Source organism: Paracoccus actinidiae, from assembly GCF_030863885.1.
Lineage (GTDB): Bacteria > Pseudomonadota > Alphaproteobacteria > Rhodobacterales > Rhodobacteraceae > Paracoccus > Paracoccus everestensis.
Map to the genome: position 1 here is coordinate 3,291,747 of NZ_CP132956.1, position 16,187 is coordinate 3,307,933.

Consider the following 16,187-nt stretch of genomic DNA (forward strand, 5'->3'; position numbering starts at 1 on the left):
GTTACAAGGGCTCCTCGAAAACGGCAGGCGGATCGTCGAGGGTGACGGCGCCTTCAACATAGATTTCGCTCTCAGGCAGCAGATTTTTTTCTTCGCTGCCGTCGTGGACCCAGTCACCTGCTTGCTCCAAGGCTTGAGGGCGATCGGCGTGTACCCCTGCCCATCGGCTGCGCCACCCAGCCGTCGGCACAGAACGTGCTGTTCGAATTCGGACTGCACGCCTGCGCGGAATGGGCCAGCAGGACAATGAACCAGCTTGTGGCCGCGATATTACGAATCATGAATTCCCCCGCAGTCTTGGCGCGTGCCTCTGATACCAGGCAAGCCTGAACACGGCGTTAGCGTTCAGCTGGTCGAAAGATAGAAGCGGACAAGTCGGCCGTTCGCAGCAAAAGCATCGTGAATGAAGGATGCTCCTGCGCATCATACGCCGGGCAGGAAAACAATCCTTGGGACATTGAAGCCTGACTACAAAGCGGCGATCGGCCGCACCCGCCGGCGCCGAACTCTCTATCGGGCATGCGGAAAGACAGTTTAGAATATGTCCTATGTCTCGCTTGATCGGCTCCACGCTGTTCTCGATCATCTTTTCGGTGATCTTCGCCTTTGCCTCGGCTGCAATGGGGCCGATGCATGGCGCGCCTGCGATCCCTGATGCACAGCTACAGGCGTTTATCACGTCAGGCGGAACACCATCCGACATCTGCGGCGGCGTGGATCATGGTCCGACGACTGCAAGCACTTGCGTGTTCTGCCTAACGCCGACAGAGGGAACATTGCCCGCATCAGCCCGGGTTCCCTTACTCGCTCCTCGCCTCTACGCGGCGAATTTCACGGCAGAAGCCGAGAACGGCACCATCAAGGCCGTGCGTGATCCCGCACTGGGCCTGCGGGCGCCGCCCCTTTCCGTCTGATTGCGGGACCATGGTCCCTGCTCGCAGCGCGTCATGGTTTCGACGTTGCTCGGCAGTGCTACCAGGGTCGTTGCAGGAATGCGTGTTTCGGTTGCGCCATCGCCTGTGGGGCAGCTCTTCTTCCATCCGAACACAACGGGATCAACCCATGAAAAGCCTCATCATCGCGGCAGCGATCGGCTGCCTGTCCACCGGCGCCGCTCTTGCCCACGCCACCCTTGAAGCCGCCGAAAGCCCCCAAGGAGCCGCCTACAAGGCCGTCCTGCGGGTCGGGCATGGCTGCGAGGGCGAAGCCACCCTCAAGCTGCGTGTCCAGATCCCCGAGGGGGTCATTTCAGTCAAGCCTATGCCGAAACCTGGCTGGACGCTGGAGACCATGAAGGGACCCTATGCCGAAGCCTATGACTATTACGGCACCAAGCTGACGGAAGGCGTGAAGGAAATCGTCTGGACCGGTGAGCTGCTTGACGATCATTACGATGAGTTCGTCTTCCGCGGCACGCTGGCAGACATGCATCCCGTAGGCTCCACAGTCTACTTCCCCGTGGTGCAGGAATGTGCAACCAAGGCCGAACGCTGGATTGAACTCCCAGCCGAAGGTCAGAACCCGGATGACCTGGAAAGCCCCGCGCCGGGCGTGACGATCACCGCGCCCGTCGAAGGGCATTGATCTCACTGGTCCCTGCTTGGCCTCGGCCAAGCAGGGATCTCCGGTACCGAGGATCCCATGCCACCCATCATTCGCATCGTTCTGGCCGTTGGCGCGGCGTTGTGGATCAGCTTGCAGGCGGCCACCATGGCCCTTGCCCACGCGGAGTTCCGGGGCAGCGACCCAGTCCCGGACGCCATGCTTGTGACCTTGCCGGAATGCGTCACTCTTCGGTTCAGCGAAGAGGTGGGCGTTCTTGCCCTGTCATGGCTTTTACCGGACGGAACAGAGGAAAGTGCCGAGGCTGATGCCCGGTCCGGCATTCTCCACATCACGCCGCCACCCAAGAGCGGCCAAGGAAGCTATACCCTGAAGTGGAGGGTCGCTTCCGCAGACGGCCATCCGATCGGAGGTGCCTTGGTCTTTTCCCTCGGCCATGCCTCAGGCCATCAGCAACAGGGTGACGTGCATCGCGCAAGCTATCTTGCTGTGGCTTTCCGCGCGGCGATGGTCATGGCGCTTGCTCTGTGCATCGGCTCTGCCCTTTATAAAGAACTGGTTGGTCCTGTTCCGCAAACAGCATCGGCGTTCCTGGGCAAGGCAGCTTATGCTGTCCCAGTGTTCGGTCTTTTCCTGATTGGCAGCGAAGGCGCGGACCGTCTTGGCGGTTTGGACGTTCTGTTGACCCTCGACGGTTGGCGGCAAGGTTTCATGTCACCATCAGCGCACGCCGTTCTCCTGTCTATCCTTGCCGCCGCGCTCGTAGCCCTCCACGCACGACACAAGCACCCTCTCTATGCGTTCTCTGCGTGGGTCATCGCATCAGCCTCCTTTGCGGTGGCAGGCCATGCTCTTTCCGAACCCTGGCCCCTGATGCCCCTGACCTTCTTGCATGGCGCAGCAGCATTGTTCTGGGTGGGCGGCCTGGTTCCACTTACGTCGGCCGTCCTTGCCGCTGATGGCCAGGCACGCGCGGTGCCTCTGCGCCAGTTCTCAAAGGTGGCACTGCCGATTGTCGGCGTGCTGATCGTGACAGGGGCTGCCCTGATCGTGCACCGCGCCGATGTTCCTGATGTGCTGAAAACGCCGTGGGCAAGTCTTCTTGCAGTCAAGCTGTCACTTGTCAGCGTCATGCTGGCTTTGGCCGCACTGCACCGCTATCGGACGACATCTCGTATTCAGGCTGGCTCCACGACGTCGGCTAAGCACTCACTGAGGGCAGAGATCGTCATCGGTGTCCTGGTCCTGATCCTCGCCATGGGCTTCCGTCTGGCTCCCCCACCGACAGCAGGAGCCGAACACGTGCCCATGACACATCTCCAGAAGGGAACTCTGATGGTGATGGTCGCGCCCTCCGCCGTTCCGCCGGGGACCGTCAGCTTCACCCTTCACGTGTCGGATGCCTCCCGGCCCGGTGTTGCTCCCAAGGAAGTCAGCATGTCGTTATCCGACCCTGCCGCGGGCATTGGTCCTATCGAGGTTGAGGCAGAGGCTCTGGATGGCCAATGGCAGACCCAACCCGCAACTCTGCCTACGGCCGGTCCTTGGGAAGCAATCATTACCGTTCTGGTGTCCGATTTTGAGCAGGTCAGGTTGAACGGCGATATAGGGCTTCCAGACTGAAGGCAGCCTGTAACGCGCGTGCGGCGTGAGGTCTCTGCGGTGCTTCGAACGGCAGCAGCGAAGTGAGCCATTGAGGCCACTGCAGTTGCCGCCGTAAGATCGAATGCCTCTGATGGGCTTTGCGCGTCGGACCTCCACTTGAAGACCACGAGCAAAGCCGGCCCAAGCTGCCGGACAGGAAGGCCGAGGCGCTGCAGTGCGCCTTCCCGAAGTGGCCTTTCGTGTTTGCTGCAGCGTCGCGGGGTAGGGCAGGGCAGCCATGCAGGACCCTGACGCCGCTGGTCTGGAACCGGATCCCGGCGTAGAATAGCCGGGTCCAGTGGCAGGCGAGGAGGAGGGTGTGATGCAACTCAATGCCAGTCAGGTTACGGTGATGTTGCCGGTCCGCAATCTTGCTCGAGCGCGCGAGTTCTACGAACGGGCGCTGGCGCTGCAGGCGGGTGAGGAACGGCGTGACGGAAAGGTGGTTTACCGCTGCGGCGGCACCGAGATTGCCCTGTTCCCAAGACCCGAAGGGACCAAAGCCGAGCATACCGCAGTGAGCTTCCGTGTGGACGATATCCGTGCCTCGGTCAGGGAGCTCGAAGGCCGTGGTGTGTTGTTCGCCGACTACGACCTGCCGGGGTTCAAGACGGTCGAGCACGTCTGCGTGCTGGGTTCGGAGAAAGCCGCATGGTTCAATGATCCGGAAGGAAACATCCTCTGCCTGCACGAGGATATCCCGACGTCGTCGGCCTAGGCGTTCGGACGGCGCGCAGGTCAGACGGCCGGAAACGGTGGCTGCCATACCTGTAACAGCTATCAGCGCCATGATCCCCTATGCAGTTCGGTCCTGACCGGACCGGGAAGCTTTCACCGTCATGGTGTTTCTCCATCAAACGCCCGGCGGTCTGGACGGGCTGTTATCTTGACGAAATGTTAGGGAATGGGTGCGAAGCTATACAGGACTTCGGTCCAATAAACTTATCAACTTGCTCCTGAACCTGAACCCGCTGCTGAACCGATCCTGACCGTCGCACTTCCCGCAGCCTGCTGGGCGGCTGCGGGGTGATTCCTCTTCTGGCCAACCGCGAGTTGGTTGATAAGGTTATGGCCCTCGTGCTCTGGCATTCATTGCCTTCAGACACACGGTAATCCTGTCAGGCACCCATCGGCTGTTGTGATTAGGGCCTCGTGAACGGTATCAGTCGAAAGAACTGTGTTAGTTACCGGGGCTGGGCCGCCGTGCTTGCCACGACGGTCATCTCCGATCGGCGCAGCGAGTCAATCAGAACTGGAGCGATGGCTGCGGCGGAACGGCCGCGCTTTTTCTGCGCACGACGAAAGTTGCGCAGCAATGCAATGAAGGCTGGATCGATGATGCTCATCAGCATGAATCCTTCCTTAGTCTTTGCCCGCTTTTGCGCGTGCCTAGGGACCAAGCACTCCCAAGCACGGTTGGTTTCACACGTTTGACGAAGGTTAGTTGAGAGACACACAACCGAAGGCACATCCCATGGACAAGGTGCCGTTTGCGTCATGCTCTTTGCAATGAAGCGCACCAGCCGAGTGAGACCTGTGTTGTGCTACCGAGGTCTCGCTGCTCTGCTGGGAGGTCTGCCCCAAACCCATGGCTGGAGATCGGTAACACAATGGAAATCCCGAGCCTCTTCTTGGTTCAGATGAACAGCCGTGTGCGTGAAAACGGTGGACCAATTAGGACTTTCAGGGCATTATATCCGTAACCAAGGCCACGTCCCTGGTCTTTGGTCAAGCTGCGGAAGGCGAGCCTATGGTCGTCGTTATCGCACTGGTCACTGTCGTTGTCGGGTCGGTTCTCTTCCACCTGATCAGCCCTTGGTGGTGGCCTCCGATCGCGTCGAACTGGGGCTATATCGATGCGACCCTGATTATCACGTTCTGGATTACGGGTCTCGTCTTTGCCACGGTCGTCCTCTTCATGGCCTATTGCGTGTGGCGATACCAACATCGGCCCGGCCGGGTCGCGGAGTTCGAGCCCGAGAACCGACGCCTGGAGATGGGGCTGACGATAGTGACGGCGTTAGGGGTGGTGTCAATGCTGGCGCCCGGCCTTTTCGTCTGGAAGCATTTCGTCACCGTTCCAGAGGACGCTGCAACCGTCGAGGTGTTTGCGCAGCAATGGTCGTGGAGCTTTCGGATGCCTGGCGAAGATGGCCGCCTTGGCACAGCGGATCTTCGGCTTCTCGACTCCGATAACCCGTTGGGACTGAATCCATATGACCGCTTCGGTCAGGACGACGTCATCATCGAGGCCGATGACCTGCACCTGCCGCTCGGCCGTCCAGTAAAGATGGTTCTTCGGTCCGTCGACGTGTTGCACGATTTCTATGTGCCCGAGTTCCGCGCCAAGATGGATCTGGTGCCGGGCATGGTCACCTACTTCTGGTTTACGCCTACGAGGACTGGCGAGTTCGAGATCCTCTGTGCGGAATTGTGCGGTCTCGGGCATGCCGCCATGCGGGGCTACGTCCAGATTCAGGAAGAAACCGACTTTCAAGCCTGGCTGCAGGAGCAGCAGACTTTTGCCGAGCTATCAACAGAAAGGGGGGAGAGCAGCGCTAGCGCTCGTCCTTGATATTTCTGCCCCTGCAGAAGTGATTTCGCCGCCCCAAGAGCCACCCCGTTTTGGCCAGGAGGAGCATAGATGGTAGAGGTTACTGATCGGAGCGCCTTGCAGGTCCCGCCCGCGGAGGTGCCGGACGTCCACCCACCCCACGCCCACAGTTGGCTCGGCAGGTGGGTATTCTCGCAGGACGCAAAGTACATTGCGATCCAGTATTCCGGTACAGCGATCGCGATTGGGCTCGTGGCCTTGGTGCTATCATGGCTGATGCGGCTTCAACTTGCCTTTCCCGACGTGGTCTCATTCGCGCCCGAGGCCTACTATCAGTTCATCACCATGCACGGGATGATCATGGTGGTCTACCTGTTGACCGCCGTCTTCCTTGGCGGCTTCGGGAACTATCTGATCCCGCTCATGGTGGGTGCGCGGGACATGGTGTTCCCGTTCATCAACATGCTGAGCTACTGGATCTACCTTCTGGCTGTTCTTGTGCTCGTCGCAAGCTTCTTCGTGCCCGGTGGACCAACCGGAGCGGGCTGGACCCTTTACCCGCCGCAATCCATCCTGAGCGGGACGCCAGGAGGGCGCGACGCCGGGGTTATCCTGATGCTGGTGTCCCTGATCCTCTTCATCATCGGGTTCACTATGGGCGGATTGAACTATGCCGTGACCGTGCTACAGGCGCGGACCCGCGGCATGACGCTGATGCGGATGCCGTTGACCATCTGGGGCATCTTCACGGCGACGGTCATGGCGCTTCTTGCATTCCCGGCGCTTTTCGTCGCCTGCGTGATGCTGCTCTTTGACCGTTTGCTCGGCACCTCGTTCTTCATGCCCACGCTCGTCGAAATGGGCCAGCAGATGGAATACGGTGGTGGCAGCCCGATCGTCTTCCAGCATCTGTTCTGGTTCTTCGGACACCCTGAGGTCTACATCGTCGCACTGCCAGCCTTCGGCATAGTCTCGGACCTCATCAGTGTTCATGCCCGCAAGAACATCTTCGGCTACCGGATGATGGTCTGGGCCATCATCGCCATTGGCGCACTGAGTTTCGTCGTCTGGGCGCACCACATGTATGTTTCTGGGATGCACCCTTACTTCGGATTTTTCTTCGCGACGACGACGCTGATCATCGCGGTGCCTACGGCTATCAAGGTTTATAACTGGATCCTGACGCTCTGGCGCGGCGACATCCACCTGACCCTGCCGATGTTGTTTTCGATCGCCTTCATCGTGACCTTCGTCAATGGCGGGCTCACCGGGCTGTTTCTTGGCAACGTCGTCGTGGATGTGCCCCTAAGCGACACCATGTTCGTCGTCGCCCACTTCCATATGGTCATGGGCGTGGCCCCGCTCATGGTGATCTTTGGCGCCATCTACCATTGGTATCCCAAGATCACCGGCCGGATGCTCAACCAGACGATGGGCCTGATCCACTTCTGGGTGACCTTTGTCGGCGCCTATGCGATCTTCTTTCCGATGCACTACATCGGCCTCGCCGGAGTGCCGCGCCGTTATCCCGAACTTGGCGAGCCGGCTTTCCTGAGCGCGCCGGTAGCCGGGTTGAACGCCTTTATCACAGTGGCGGCGCTGATTGTAGGGGCGGCGCAGATCATGTTCCTGTTCAACATCCTTTGGAGCGTCCGACATGGTCGGCTGGCGGGCGGTAATCCTTGGCGCGCCGCTTCGCTTGAGTGGCAGACACCAGACACGCCTCCGCGCCACGGCAACTGGGGCGACGAGTTGCCGGTCGTCTATCGGTGGGCCTACAACTACAGCGTTCCCGGAGCGCCCGAAGATTATGTCGCACAGAACGACCCGTGGCCCGGGCGTCCGGTGCCGACATGAGCGTCGTCCTGGCATTCATCATCCCTGTCATCGCCGCGGCGCTGTGGTGGCTCTTCAGGCAGGGTGTGATGACGAAGCCTTGGCTCGAGAACGGGGTGCTGGCGGCGGTGCCGGTCCGGTCGACCGAGCATGTCGGCCTCGGCATCTTTCTGGTCGTCGTGGCGTGCCTGTTTGCGTTGTTCGCCAGCGCTTTCGTCATGCGGATGGACGTCGAGACCTGGCGCACGCTGAGATTGCCCCCGGTCGTCTGGGCGAACACGGTGCAACTGGGTCTCGCGAGCCTGTTCCTGCATCTGGCGGCTGCCTCCGCGCGACGGGGCGACCGGAGCGGCCAGCGACGTAACACGAGGTTGGCCGCACTGGCGACGGTGGGTTTCCTTGTTGGCCAACTCTTGGCGTGGCGCAAGCTGACGATGGATGGCGGTGGCCTGACGACGTCCCCGGCGGCAAGCTTCTTCTACTTGCTGAGCGGTCTGCATGGTCTGCACATCCTTGGCGGCCTCGCGGCTCTTTGGCTGGTGATGTTACAGAGCGGGGCGCAGCTGAGCCGCCTCAAGCGCAACACCGGGCTTTGCGTCAGCTACTGGGACTTCCTGCTGATTGTCTGGCTTGGCCTCCTGGTCCTGTTCACGGGCGGGGCCAACCGGATCGTCGACATCTGTCGCAGCGTCCTGACATGAGGGTTGATCATGGCTGAAATCACCATGCATGCAGAACGCCCCGAAGGACTCGAGGGCATCGTCGCCGACTGGAGCTCGGACCAACGCGCCTTCAAGCGCGTCTCCTGGGGCAAGGCAATGATGTGGATCTTCCTGCTGAGCGACACCTTCGTCTTCAGCATCTTCCTGCTTGGCTATATGTCGGCGCGCAATTCAACGCGGTCCGAGTGGCCTGACACCAACAAGGTCTTCTCGCTGCATATCGGCGGCGTGGAGCTACCGCTTCTCCTTATCGCGATCATGACTTTCATCCTGATCTCGTCGAGCGGCACCATGGCGATGGCGGTGCGCTGCGGCTATGCACGCGCCCGAAGGCCTACCGCCGCGCTGATGGCCTTGACCGCCCTTCTCGGTGCGACCTTTGTCGGGATGCAAGTCTTTGAGTGGACCAAGCTGATCAGCGAAGGGGTGAGGCCGTGGAGCAACCCGTTCGGTGCCGAGCAATTCGGCGCGAGTTTTTTCATGATCACTGGATTTCACGGTACCCATGTGTCGTTCGGAGTGCTGTTCCTGATCATCATCGCAACGAAGATCTGGCGCGGCGAGTTCGACCGACCCGGCCGCACCTGGCTGAAGTCCGGCGCGGGCGATTACGAGGCTGTCGAGATCATGGGCCTCTATTGGCACTTCGTCGACCTCGTCTGGGTGTTCATCTTCGCGTTCTTTTATCTCTGGTGAGGAGGCGGCCATGGCGGACACAAGGGGCCACAATTCGATAGCTCCCCCTGTCGAGGGGCAGCAGCATCCTTTGAGCACTTATCTTCTCGTCTGGGGTCTTCTTTTCGTGCTCAGCGCGATGTCCTACATGGTGGACTACGTCGGCCTACAGGGCTTGTTGCGCTGGTCCCTGATCGTGATCTTCATGCTCCTGAAGGCGGGGCTCATCGTGGCCGTCTTCATGCATATGACGTGGGAACGCCTGGCACTCGTCTATGCGATCCTCCTGCCGCCTGTCATTGTGCTTGTCTTTCTGGTGATCATGATGGTGGAGTCAGACTATACCCTGTTCACCCGCGCCTCTGCTTTCGCAGGCCCATAGGCGGGCAGCCTGGGATGCGACACGTCAGTCTGCTGTCGGGCATAGGTTCTGCCCTTGAGATGACCTGCAACCGTTGCAGTTTTCTCTGCCAAAGAGAATATCCCCAGAGTCCTTCGGGCTCAGTGAGCCGGCTTGTTTGGCCCTTCTCGAACGTCCTCAGGTTGCCTCAGGCCAAGACACGGCCCGACGGTAAAGGTGCCAAGTCGCATGGCCAAGAACGGGCAGCACGACGATCAGCCCGACAAAGAGCGGGATCATCCCCAATACCAGGGAAAGGGCAACGATCAGCCCCCAGACGGCAGTCGTGTGAGGGTTGCGCCGCGCGACGGCAAGCGAGGTGGCCAGCGCCACCGGCACACCCACCGGACGGTCGATCAGCATCGGGAAAGAGACAAGGCTCAGGCAGAGCACGACGGCCGCGAAGAGGAAGCCGACCCCACATCCGATGAGGATCATTTCCCAGCCTGCGCGTGTGGTGAGGGTGACGCGAAGAAAGGCAAGGAGGCTGTCGTACGGCTCGGACCCGAGGGTGGCGGCCCAGACCGCATGCGCGGCAAAGAGCCAGACGACGAAGATCACCGCGAGAAGGAGGCCCAGCATGAGCACCGGCCCCATCACCCGGCCTGTCAGCGTGGTGAGTGCCGCGCTCCAGTCAGTCTCCTCGCCCTGTTCGCGCCGCCGACTCATCTCGTAGAGGCCGACCGCTGCGACCGGTCCGACGAGGGGAAAGCCCGCGACCAGTGGGAAGAGCAGGTGCACCTGCCCCGCGTTGAAGGTCCAGACGGCAAGAACAAAGCCGATTACCGGATAAAGTAGCACCACGAAGATCACGTCGGACCGGAACGCAGCAAAGTCTTCCACTCCTTGGCGGAGCGCTGCGCGGATGTCGCTCAGGCCGATTTGGTTGACCTCGGGTCGGGTCATCTCGTGGCTGCCGATCCCATCCATCGCTGACCCGACACCGTGGCCAATTCCGGCCAGCCTCTGGGCGCTCCAGCTCAGCGGATTTCCGATTGTCTTACGGGGCATAATTGCATCCTCCCTCTCTTGAGGGGTCGGAACCATGCAAGGTGTCTGCCGGAGAACCCGGCACCCGCCCGCGAACTTCGGGCCGAACCGTCCTCGCCTTGATCATACCAGATCCGGCGCGCGGGTGCACTCTTAGAATTGAGTCGAGCGCGCGCTCCTATTACAACTGGTGGTAAATCAAACAGCATGCGCAAGTATGGTTTCCAACCCATCTGGGAGGTTTGTTCTCGATTTCGTTGCCGATCGTCTATCGCACCCTGGCCCGTCAAACCTCGTGATGTCCGAAGAACCAAAGCCTCTGCGGCCGACCCTTCTGAGAAGGCAGACCCTCCAAGCCCACTGGTGCCGGACGAACTTGTCCAAGTATCAGCTCATCTTGCCGTTCAGCGGGCGCCGATCGCACCTTCGCAGCAAAATATGCGTGAGCCATTCATTTCTGAGCACCTCGCCAGTCAGCCGTTCATGCCACCGAGGACTTACGCCGTCGGCACGGTCCCGCCGTCGATGACATATTCCGTCCCGGTGATGCTGGCCGCGCGGTCGGAGGCGAGGAAGGCAATCAGGCTTGCAATCTCGGCGGGCGACGAGGGGCGGCCGATCGGGATGCCGCCCAAGCTGTCCATGATGATCCGCCGGCCTCCAGAAAGGTCAGTGCCAGCCTCTGCCGCCACGCGCTCGACCAGCCTGACTGAAGCTTCGGTGTCGATCCAGCCGGGGGCTATGCGAACCACGCGCACGCCCTGGGATGACACTTCTTTCGAGAGGCTTTTGCTATAGACCGACAGTGCAGCTTTCGCAGCGGCATAGGCGGTGGTTGCCTCCGGCAATGGCAGCAGACGTTGGATCGAGGTCACGTGGACGACAACGCCCGCGCCTTGCGCTATCATGCCGGGTACCAGCAGACGATCGAGGCGCACTGCAGGCATGAGGTTCAGGTCCAACTCCGCCTGCCATGCGACCTCGTTCAGGGCCAAGAAGCCGCCGCCCGGGGCAGAGGATCCGCCCAGCATGTGGACGATGATGTCGACGCCGCCCATCCGAGTTTGCACCGCCTCGGCGACAGTCTCGCACCCCGCGCCGGTGGTCAGGTCGGCGGCGACGAACAGGTCGTCGTGTACATCGGTCGGCTTTCGGGCCGTGGTCAGGACTTGCGCGCCAAGTTCGCGGAACAGCGCGACGGTGGCCGCGCCCGCGCCCTGCGTGCCGCCGGTGATCAGGGCGCGCTTGCCGGCCAAGGTCAGGAAGCCCGACATCAGCCGATCTCCAGGGCGGTGATGCGGCCGGCTGACAGTCTGAAGGCGAAAGTCAGCACGGCTGGGCTGCCGGGGAAATCGCCGCTCACCCGCGCCCGAACCAGCGTCCTGCCTGCATGCTCGGCAACGTCGAGGGGTTCAGCGTGATGGCGATACCGGGCCTTGGCAGCCAGCCACCAGTCGCTGATCTCCTGTGGGCCGCAATGGTTCTGGCCCTCGTCACTGACGATGGCATCGGGGGCAAAGGCTGCTGCAAAGGCTTCGGCGTCCTCTGGCGCACATGCCGTAAAATAGGTGTGGATCGAGGCAGGGAGGTGCATGGGACATCCTTTCTGTTTCAGGTCCCGACAGACATAAGGCTGGACGCTGATCCGGATAATCAGGATAAAACGGGATCCGGTGATGACAGGATCGGGACGGTCATGGAGGCGGGGCTGAAGGGGCTGGAGGCTGTGCTGGCCATCGCGCGGCGTGGATCGTTCCGGGCTGCTGCCCTTGATCTGGGTATGTCGACCACAGCGCTGTCCCATACCATTGCGCGCTTGGAGGCCGTGCTGGGCGTCAGGCTCTTCAACCGCACGACGCGAAGCGTGTCGCTGACCAACGCCGGGCGTGACTTTGTCGAGCGCATCGCCCCTGCGATAGCCGAGATCCGCGGCGCGATGGAGAGCGTCCAATCACAGCGGCAGACGCCGTCGGGCCTGCTGCGCATCAATGCTTCAGTCCAAGGCGGTCGAGAGATCGCACCGCTGGTGCTGGCCTTCCTCAGGCGGTTTCCGCAGATGCAGGTCGACCTGGTGACCGAAGGTCGCTTGGTCGACATTGTGGCCGAGGGTTTCGATCTGGGCCTCCGACCGGCCGATCTGGTGCCGCGGGATATGATCGCGCTGCCCTTGGGGCGGCCGCAACGCTACGCGGTCGTGGCCTCACCTGAGTGGATTGCGGCCCATGGAACGCCACAAACGCCTGCTGACCTGCCGCTGCACGATTGCCTTCGCGTACGCCTGCCGAATGGTACGCTGTTTCGCTGGCATTTCGAGCGGAACGGCGAGGTCGTGCAGGTCGAGGCCCGGGGCCGCCTGACCCTGGACGAGGCCGCCATCGCCCGCGCCGTTGTCCTGGACGGCGCCGGCATCGGCTTTTTCATCGAGCAGGACGTGGCGGAGGATATCGCGTCAGGCCGTATGCTTCGCCTGTTGGAGGATTGGACCCCGCCGCGTCCAGGCTTCAGCCTGTATTATCCCAGCAGGCGAAACCCCTCCGCAGGCTTCACGGCATTCCTCAGCATGGTGCGTGAGACGGTGGCCCAAGATGGGGTACCTCGATAAGTCACAACCCGGCCCATTGCTGCCGGTCAGAGCAGGTAACGTGCTGCCCTGCGACTTCCCTGCACCAGCCATTCATATGTGCTGCAACAACACAGGCAGGGTAGGGGAAAACGGTTGAGATGCGGGACATTGCTGCCATTGCGCGTTCCATCGACAGACGACAGATCGACAGCTAAGAAGGTGGGATGCGGATCATTCTGGCGCCATCGAACCTTGGCCTCAGCCCTCTAAGAACACCTAACAAAACCTTCTGATCTGGTTGAGGCAGATGAGAGCGCAGCCGAGGATCACGAAGGCCTCATGGATTAGCCGCCGTGGCGTCCATCGACGTGCGGGTGAGCCGGAATGGCTGGCTGCGCTTCTGGTGCCGGGTCAACTCGTTCCACAAGCCCTGGACCAAAGCCTCAAGCAGGTCGTTGAACTCCTCCATGCTGTCGAAGGCGGGCAGTTCGCCACCCCACAGATCCTTGATGATCTGCACGGGCGACACCGACATCTCCGGGGTAGCGATATTGCCCAGAAAGCGTGTGCGCACCGCGTGGAAAGGCACAGGACACGCGTGCTTTGCAAGCAGTGCCTTTGCGACTTTCTCCGGTGGAACCTTGGCAGTCTTTTTCATGGTCGTCCCGAATACATACACAGACAAGGGTAACCGCCTCACAGCGGGCGGTTGACGATTGGTAGCCTTGCGATCGGCCCGGCTGCAAGGACCGGATTAACCTCCAATTCCAGGAGCAGCCCCATCATGACCGGCATCACAACACCTCCATCGGTCCCTTTCTGGGCTCCTTTGCAATGCCTTGCGGCCGCCCATAGCGAACCGGCGACAATCAGATCGTTCGCCCTTTAGCCCAGAAGTTGTGATCCGCGCGCGGTCTCGGCCCGGCGAAGTGAGAGTCCAAGGAGGGATGGGGATTTTGTGACGGGTTGAAAGCCAGGGAGAGAAGCTCCCCGGCGCCCGTCGCGGAGATTGTTCCCATGACCAAAGCTACCCCAAAGATCACCCTCGCGTCTGCCCGCGACATTCCCTTCAACAAGCTGGTGCTGAGCCAGTCCAATGTCCGGCGCATCAAGGCCGGCGTGTCGGTCGAAGATCTCGCCCAGTCTATCGCCCGGCGTGGGCTGATCCAGTCGCTGCATGTCCGCCCCGTCCTGGGCGAGGACGGCGCGGAAACCGGTGTCTACGAAGTTCCCGCCGGTGGTCGCCGCTTCCGGGCGCTTGAGCTGCTGGTCAGCCAGAAGCGCCTGGCTAGGACAGGCCTTGTACCCTGCATCGTTTCGGGCACCGGGACGGAGGCCGACGTGCTCGTGGCCGAGCTGTCGCTGGCCGAGAACATCGAACGCGCCCCTCTCCATCCGCTTGATCAGTTCCGGGCCTTCCAGACCATGCGTGAAAGCGGCATGACCGAGGAGCCGATTGCTGCCGCCTTCTTTGTCGACGTCAAGGTTGTCAAACAGCGGCTGCGGCTGGCGGCCGTATCGCCGGCGCTGCTCGATGTCTACGCCGAGGACGCCATGACGCTCGAGCAGCTGATGGCGTTCACCGTCTCGGACGATCATGCCCGCCAAGAGCAGGTCTGGCAGGCAATCAAGGACAGCTGGTCGAAGGAACCCTACACCATTCGCCGAATGCTGACCGAGACCACGGTGCGAGCCTCCGACCGGCGGGCGCTCTTTGTTGGCATCCCCGCCTATGAGGCAGCGGGCGGGAGGGTGCTGCGCGACCTTTTTGAGGGCGACGACGGCGGCTGGCTGCAGGATGCGGCTTTGCTGGACCAGCTGGTCGCCGGCAAGCTGAAGGCTGAAGCCGGCGCCATCGCGGCCGAAGGCTGGGCCTGGGTCGAGGTGGCCGTGTCCTTCCCTTACGGCCATGACCACGGGCTGCGGCAGATTGCCGGCACCACGATCGACTTGACCGACGAGGAACGCGTCACCCGTGAGGCGCTGCGCGACGAATACGACAGCCTTGAGGCCGAGCATGCGGAGGCTGAGGAACTGCCCGAGGAGGTTGACCGTCGCATGGGCGAGATCGAGACGGCGCTCGAGGCCTTCGAGCAAAGGCCGATGGTCTTCTCGCCCGAGCAGATGTCAGGCGCCGGAGTGTTCGTCAGCCTCGGTTGCGATGGCAGGCTGATCGTCGATCGCGGCCATGTGCGCCCCAAGGACGAAGCGGCAATCCATCCAGGCGCCGATAGGGAGGCGGGATCATCGGAGGCAGGTGAAGACGGCATCAGTTCGGGCGCCGGGCAGCCTGCCGTCATCACGACGGGTGATCAGCCGTCCGGCGGCGGGGACGAGGACACCGCCGCCGACATCCTCAAGCCCTTGCCCGAGAGCCTGGTGGCGGAGCTGACCGGTTATCGCACGCTGGCCTTGCGCAACGCCCTGGCCACGCACCCGCATGTGGCGCTGACCGCGCTTCTGCACCGGCTGGTACTGGACTGCTTCGGCGGCCGCGGTCCCGGCGCGGCCCTGGAGGCCTTTGTCCGCACCGTGCACTTTCCCGTGCAGGCTCCGGGCCTCGCCGACAGCCTGCCCGCGCAGCACATCGCCGCACGTCACGCCGCCTGGAAGACCGATTTGCCTGAGACCGAGGGCAACGATGATCTGCTCTGGGCCTGGCTGGACACCCTCGACGACCCAAACCGGCTGGCACTCCTGGCCCACTGCGTCAGCTTCGGGGTCAACGCGCTTGTGGAGCGGCCGAACCCCTATAGCGGCACCGGCGTGAGCCAGCAGGGCCTCGAGCGGCGGCTCTACGAGGCCGACCGGCTGGCCCGGGCCACCGGGCTCGATCTTGTCGCGGCTGGCTGGCGGCCGACGGTCGACAACTATCTCGGGCGGGTGACCAAGCCGCGCATCCTCGAGGCGGTGCGCGAGAGCGTGGGCGAGGGGGCGGCCCGGCTCATCGATCACCTGAAAAAACCCGACATGGCCCGGGAAGCCGAGCGGCTGCTGGCCGAAACAGGCTGGCTGCCCGAACCGCTGAGCTTGGCGGCGGACGCGCCGGCGCCGGATCGGGTAGACAACAACGAAAGCGTCGATCTGCCGGAGCTCCTCGCCAGTGATGCCGAGGGCGATATCCCGGAGCGGACGGTCGCAGCCGAATGATCCACAAGCGGGGCGGTGATGCTGCCTTGGTCCGTCTTGCAGAAACGCACGGTCCGGCCTCTATGGGAGCGCCGGGCCGCTTTCGCTTCA

At 62.0% G+C, this 16,187-nt stretch carries 16 protein-coding genes; 11 read left to right on the forward strand and 5 right to left on the reverse strand.

Annotated features, from left to right (window positions below; translation table 11 throughout):
* Nucleotides 1–557: 557 nt before the first annotated feature.
* The 4 genes from Q5701_RS16400 to Q5701_RS16415 all read left to right on the forward strand — a co-directional run bounded on the left by Q5701_RS16400 (nucleotide 558) and on the right by Q5701_RS16415 (nucleotide 3,925).
* Nucleotides 558–914 carry a hypothetical protein gene (locus Q5701_RS16400; RefSeq protein WP_306752072.1) on the forward strand — a complete coding sequence of 119 codons (357 nt, stop codon included), beginning with the start codon at nucleotides 558–560 and terminating at the stop codon, nucleotides 912–914.
* Nucleotides 915–1,062: 148 nt separating this feature from the next.
* Entirely contained in the window at nucleotides 1,063–1,584 is a 522-nt protein-coding gene (locus Q5701_RS16405; protein WP_306752073.1) for a YcnI family copper-binding membrane protein, read from the forward strand.
* A gap of 57 nt (nucleotides 1,585–1,641) precedes the next feature.
* On the forward strand, nucleotides 1,642–3,186 hold the full coding sequence (locus Q5701_RS16410; RefSeq protein ID WP_306752074.1) for a copper resistance CopC/CopD family protein: 1,545 nt from the start codon (nucleotides 1,642–1,644) through the stop codon (nucleotides 3,184–3,186).
* Nucleotides 3,187–3,529: 343 nt separating this feature from the next.
* A complete protein-coding gene (locus Q5701_RS16415) occupies nucleotides 3,530–3,925 on the forward strand; it encodes a VOC family protein (RefSeq protein ID WP_306752075.1) in 396 nt (131 codons plus the stop codon).
* A gap of 466 nt (nucleotides 3,926–4,391) precedes the next feature.
* Here the strand turns inward: Q5701_RS16415 and Q5701_RS16420 are convergent, their stop codons facing one another.
* Nucleotides 4,392–4,553, reverse strand: coding sequence for a hypothetical protein (locus tag Q5701_RS16420; RefSeq protein WP_306752076.1), 162 nt, complete (start codon nucleotides 4,551–4,553; stop codon nucleotides 4,392–4,394).
* 404 nt (nucleotides 4,554–4,957) lie between these two features.
* Between Q5701_RS16420 and Q5701_RS16425 the strand changes: the two genes are divergently transcribed.
* The 5 genes from Q5701_RS16425 to Q5701_RS16445 all read left to right on the forward strand — a co-directional run bounded on the left by Q5701_RS16425 (nucleotide 4,958) and on the right by Q5701_RS16445 (nucleotide 9,376).
* Entirely contained in the window at nucleotides 4,958–5,782 is an 825-nt protein-coding gene (locus Q5701_RS16425; RefSeq protein ID WP_306752077.1) for a cytochrome c oxidase subunit II, read from the forward strand.
* Between the two features lie 69 nt (nucleotides 5,783–5,851).
* On the forward strand, nucleotides 5,852–7,618 hold the full coding sequence (locus tag Q5701_RS16430) for a cbb3-type cytochrome c oxidase subunit I (RefSeq protein ID WP_306752078.1): 1,767 nt from the start codon (nucleotides 5,852–5,854) through the stop codon (nucleotides 7,616–7,618).
* Entirely contained in the window at nucleotides 7,615–8,298 is a 684-nt protein-coding gene (locus Q5701_RS16435) for a cytochrome c oxidase subunit 3 family protein (protein WP_306752079.1), read from the forward strand. Before Q5701_RS16430 ends, Q5701_RS16435 begins: the two co-directional genes overlap by 4 nt.
* A gap of 9 nt (nucleotides 8,299–8,307) precedes the next feature.
* The gene (locus Q5701_RS16440; RefSeq protein ID WP_306752080.1) at nucleotides 8,308–9,015 is read left to right on the forward strand and encodes a cytochrome c oxidase subunit 3; all 708 of its coding nucleotides are present in this window, start codon (nucleotides 8,308–8,310) and stop codon (nucleotides 9,013–9,015) included.
* Nucleotides 9,016–9,025: 10 nt separating this feature from the next.
* Entirely contained in the window at nucleotides 9,026–9,376 is a 351-nt protein-coding gene (locus tag Q5701_RS16445) for a cytochrome C oxidase subunit IV family protein (protein WP_306752081.1), read from the forward strand.
* Between the two features lie 156 nt (nucleotides 9,377–9,532).
* On the opposite strand, the gene Q5701_RS16450 is transcribed toward Q5701_RS16445, so the two are convergent.
* From Q5701_RS16450 to Q5701_RS16460, 3 genes are all read right to left on the reverse strand, one after another.
* Nucleotides 9,533–10,405 (reverse strand): DUF2189 domain-containing protein, encoded by an 873-nt coding sequence (locus tag Q5701_RS16450; RefSeq protein WP_306752082.1) that lies wholly within the window; start codon nucleotides 10,403–10,405, stop codon nucleotides 9,533–9,535.
* 476 nt (nucleotides 10,406–10,881) lie between these two features.
* Nucleotides 10,882–11,658, reverse strand: a complete 777-nt coding sequence (locus tag Q5701_RS16455; RefSeq protein WP_306752083.1) for an SDR family oxidoreductase — start codon at nucleotides 11,656–11,658, stop codon at nucleotides 10,882–10,884.
* Complete coding sequence (locus Q5701_RS16460) at nucleotides 11,658–11,978, reverse strand: nuclear transport factor 2 family protein (RefSeq protein WP_306752084.1); 321 nt, start codon at nucleotides 11,976–11,978, stop codon at nucleotides 11,658–11,660. Before Q5701_RS16460 ends, Q5701_RS16455 begins: the two co-directional genes overlap by 1 nt.
* A gap of 102 nt (nucleotides 11,979–12,080) precedes the next feature.
* Here Q5701_RS16460 and Q5701_RS16465 point away from each other — a divergent pair, with 102 nt between their 5' ends.
* Nucleotides 12,081–12,986 carry a LysR substrate-binding domain-containing protein gene (locus tag Q5701_RS16465; RefSeq protein ID WP_306752085.1) on the forward strand — a complete coding sequence of 302 codons (906 nt, stop codon included), beginning with the start codon at nucleotides 12,081–12,083 and terminating at the stop codon, nucleotides 12,984–12,986.
* A 298-nt stretch (nucleotides 12,987–13,284) separates the two neighbouring features.
* Here the strand turns inward: Q5701_RS16465 and Q5701_RS16470 are convergent, their stop codons facing one another.
* A complete protein-coding gene (locus Q5701_RS16470; RefSeq protein ID WP_306752086.1) occupies nucleotides 13,285–13,521 on the reverse strand; it encodes a hypothetical protein in 237 nt (78 codons plus the stop codon).
* A 443-nt stretch (nucleotides 13,522–13,964) separates the two neighbouring features.
* On the opposite strand from Q5701_RS16470, the gene Q5701_RS16475 reads away from it, so the two are divergent.
* On the forward strand, nucleotides 13,965–16,097 hold the full coding sequence (locus Q5701_RS16475; protein ID WP_306752087.1) for a ParB/RepB/Spo0J family partition protein: 2,133 nt from the start codon (nucleotides 13,965–13,967) through the stop codon (nucleotides 16,095–16,097).
* The last annotated feature ends 90 nt before the right edge of the window (nucleotides 16,098–16,187 follow it).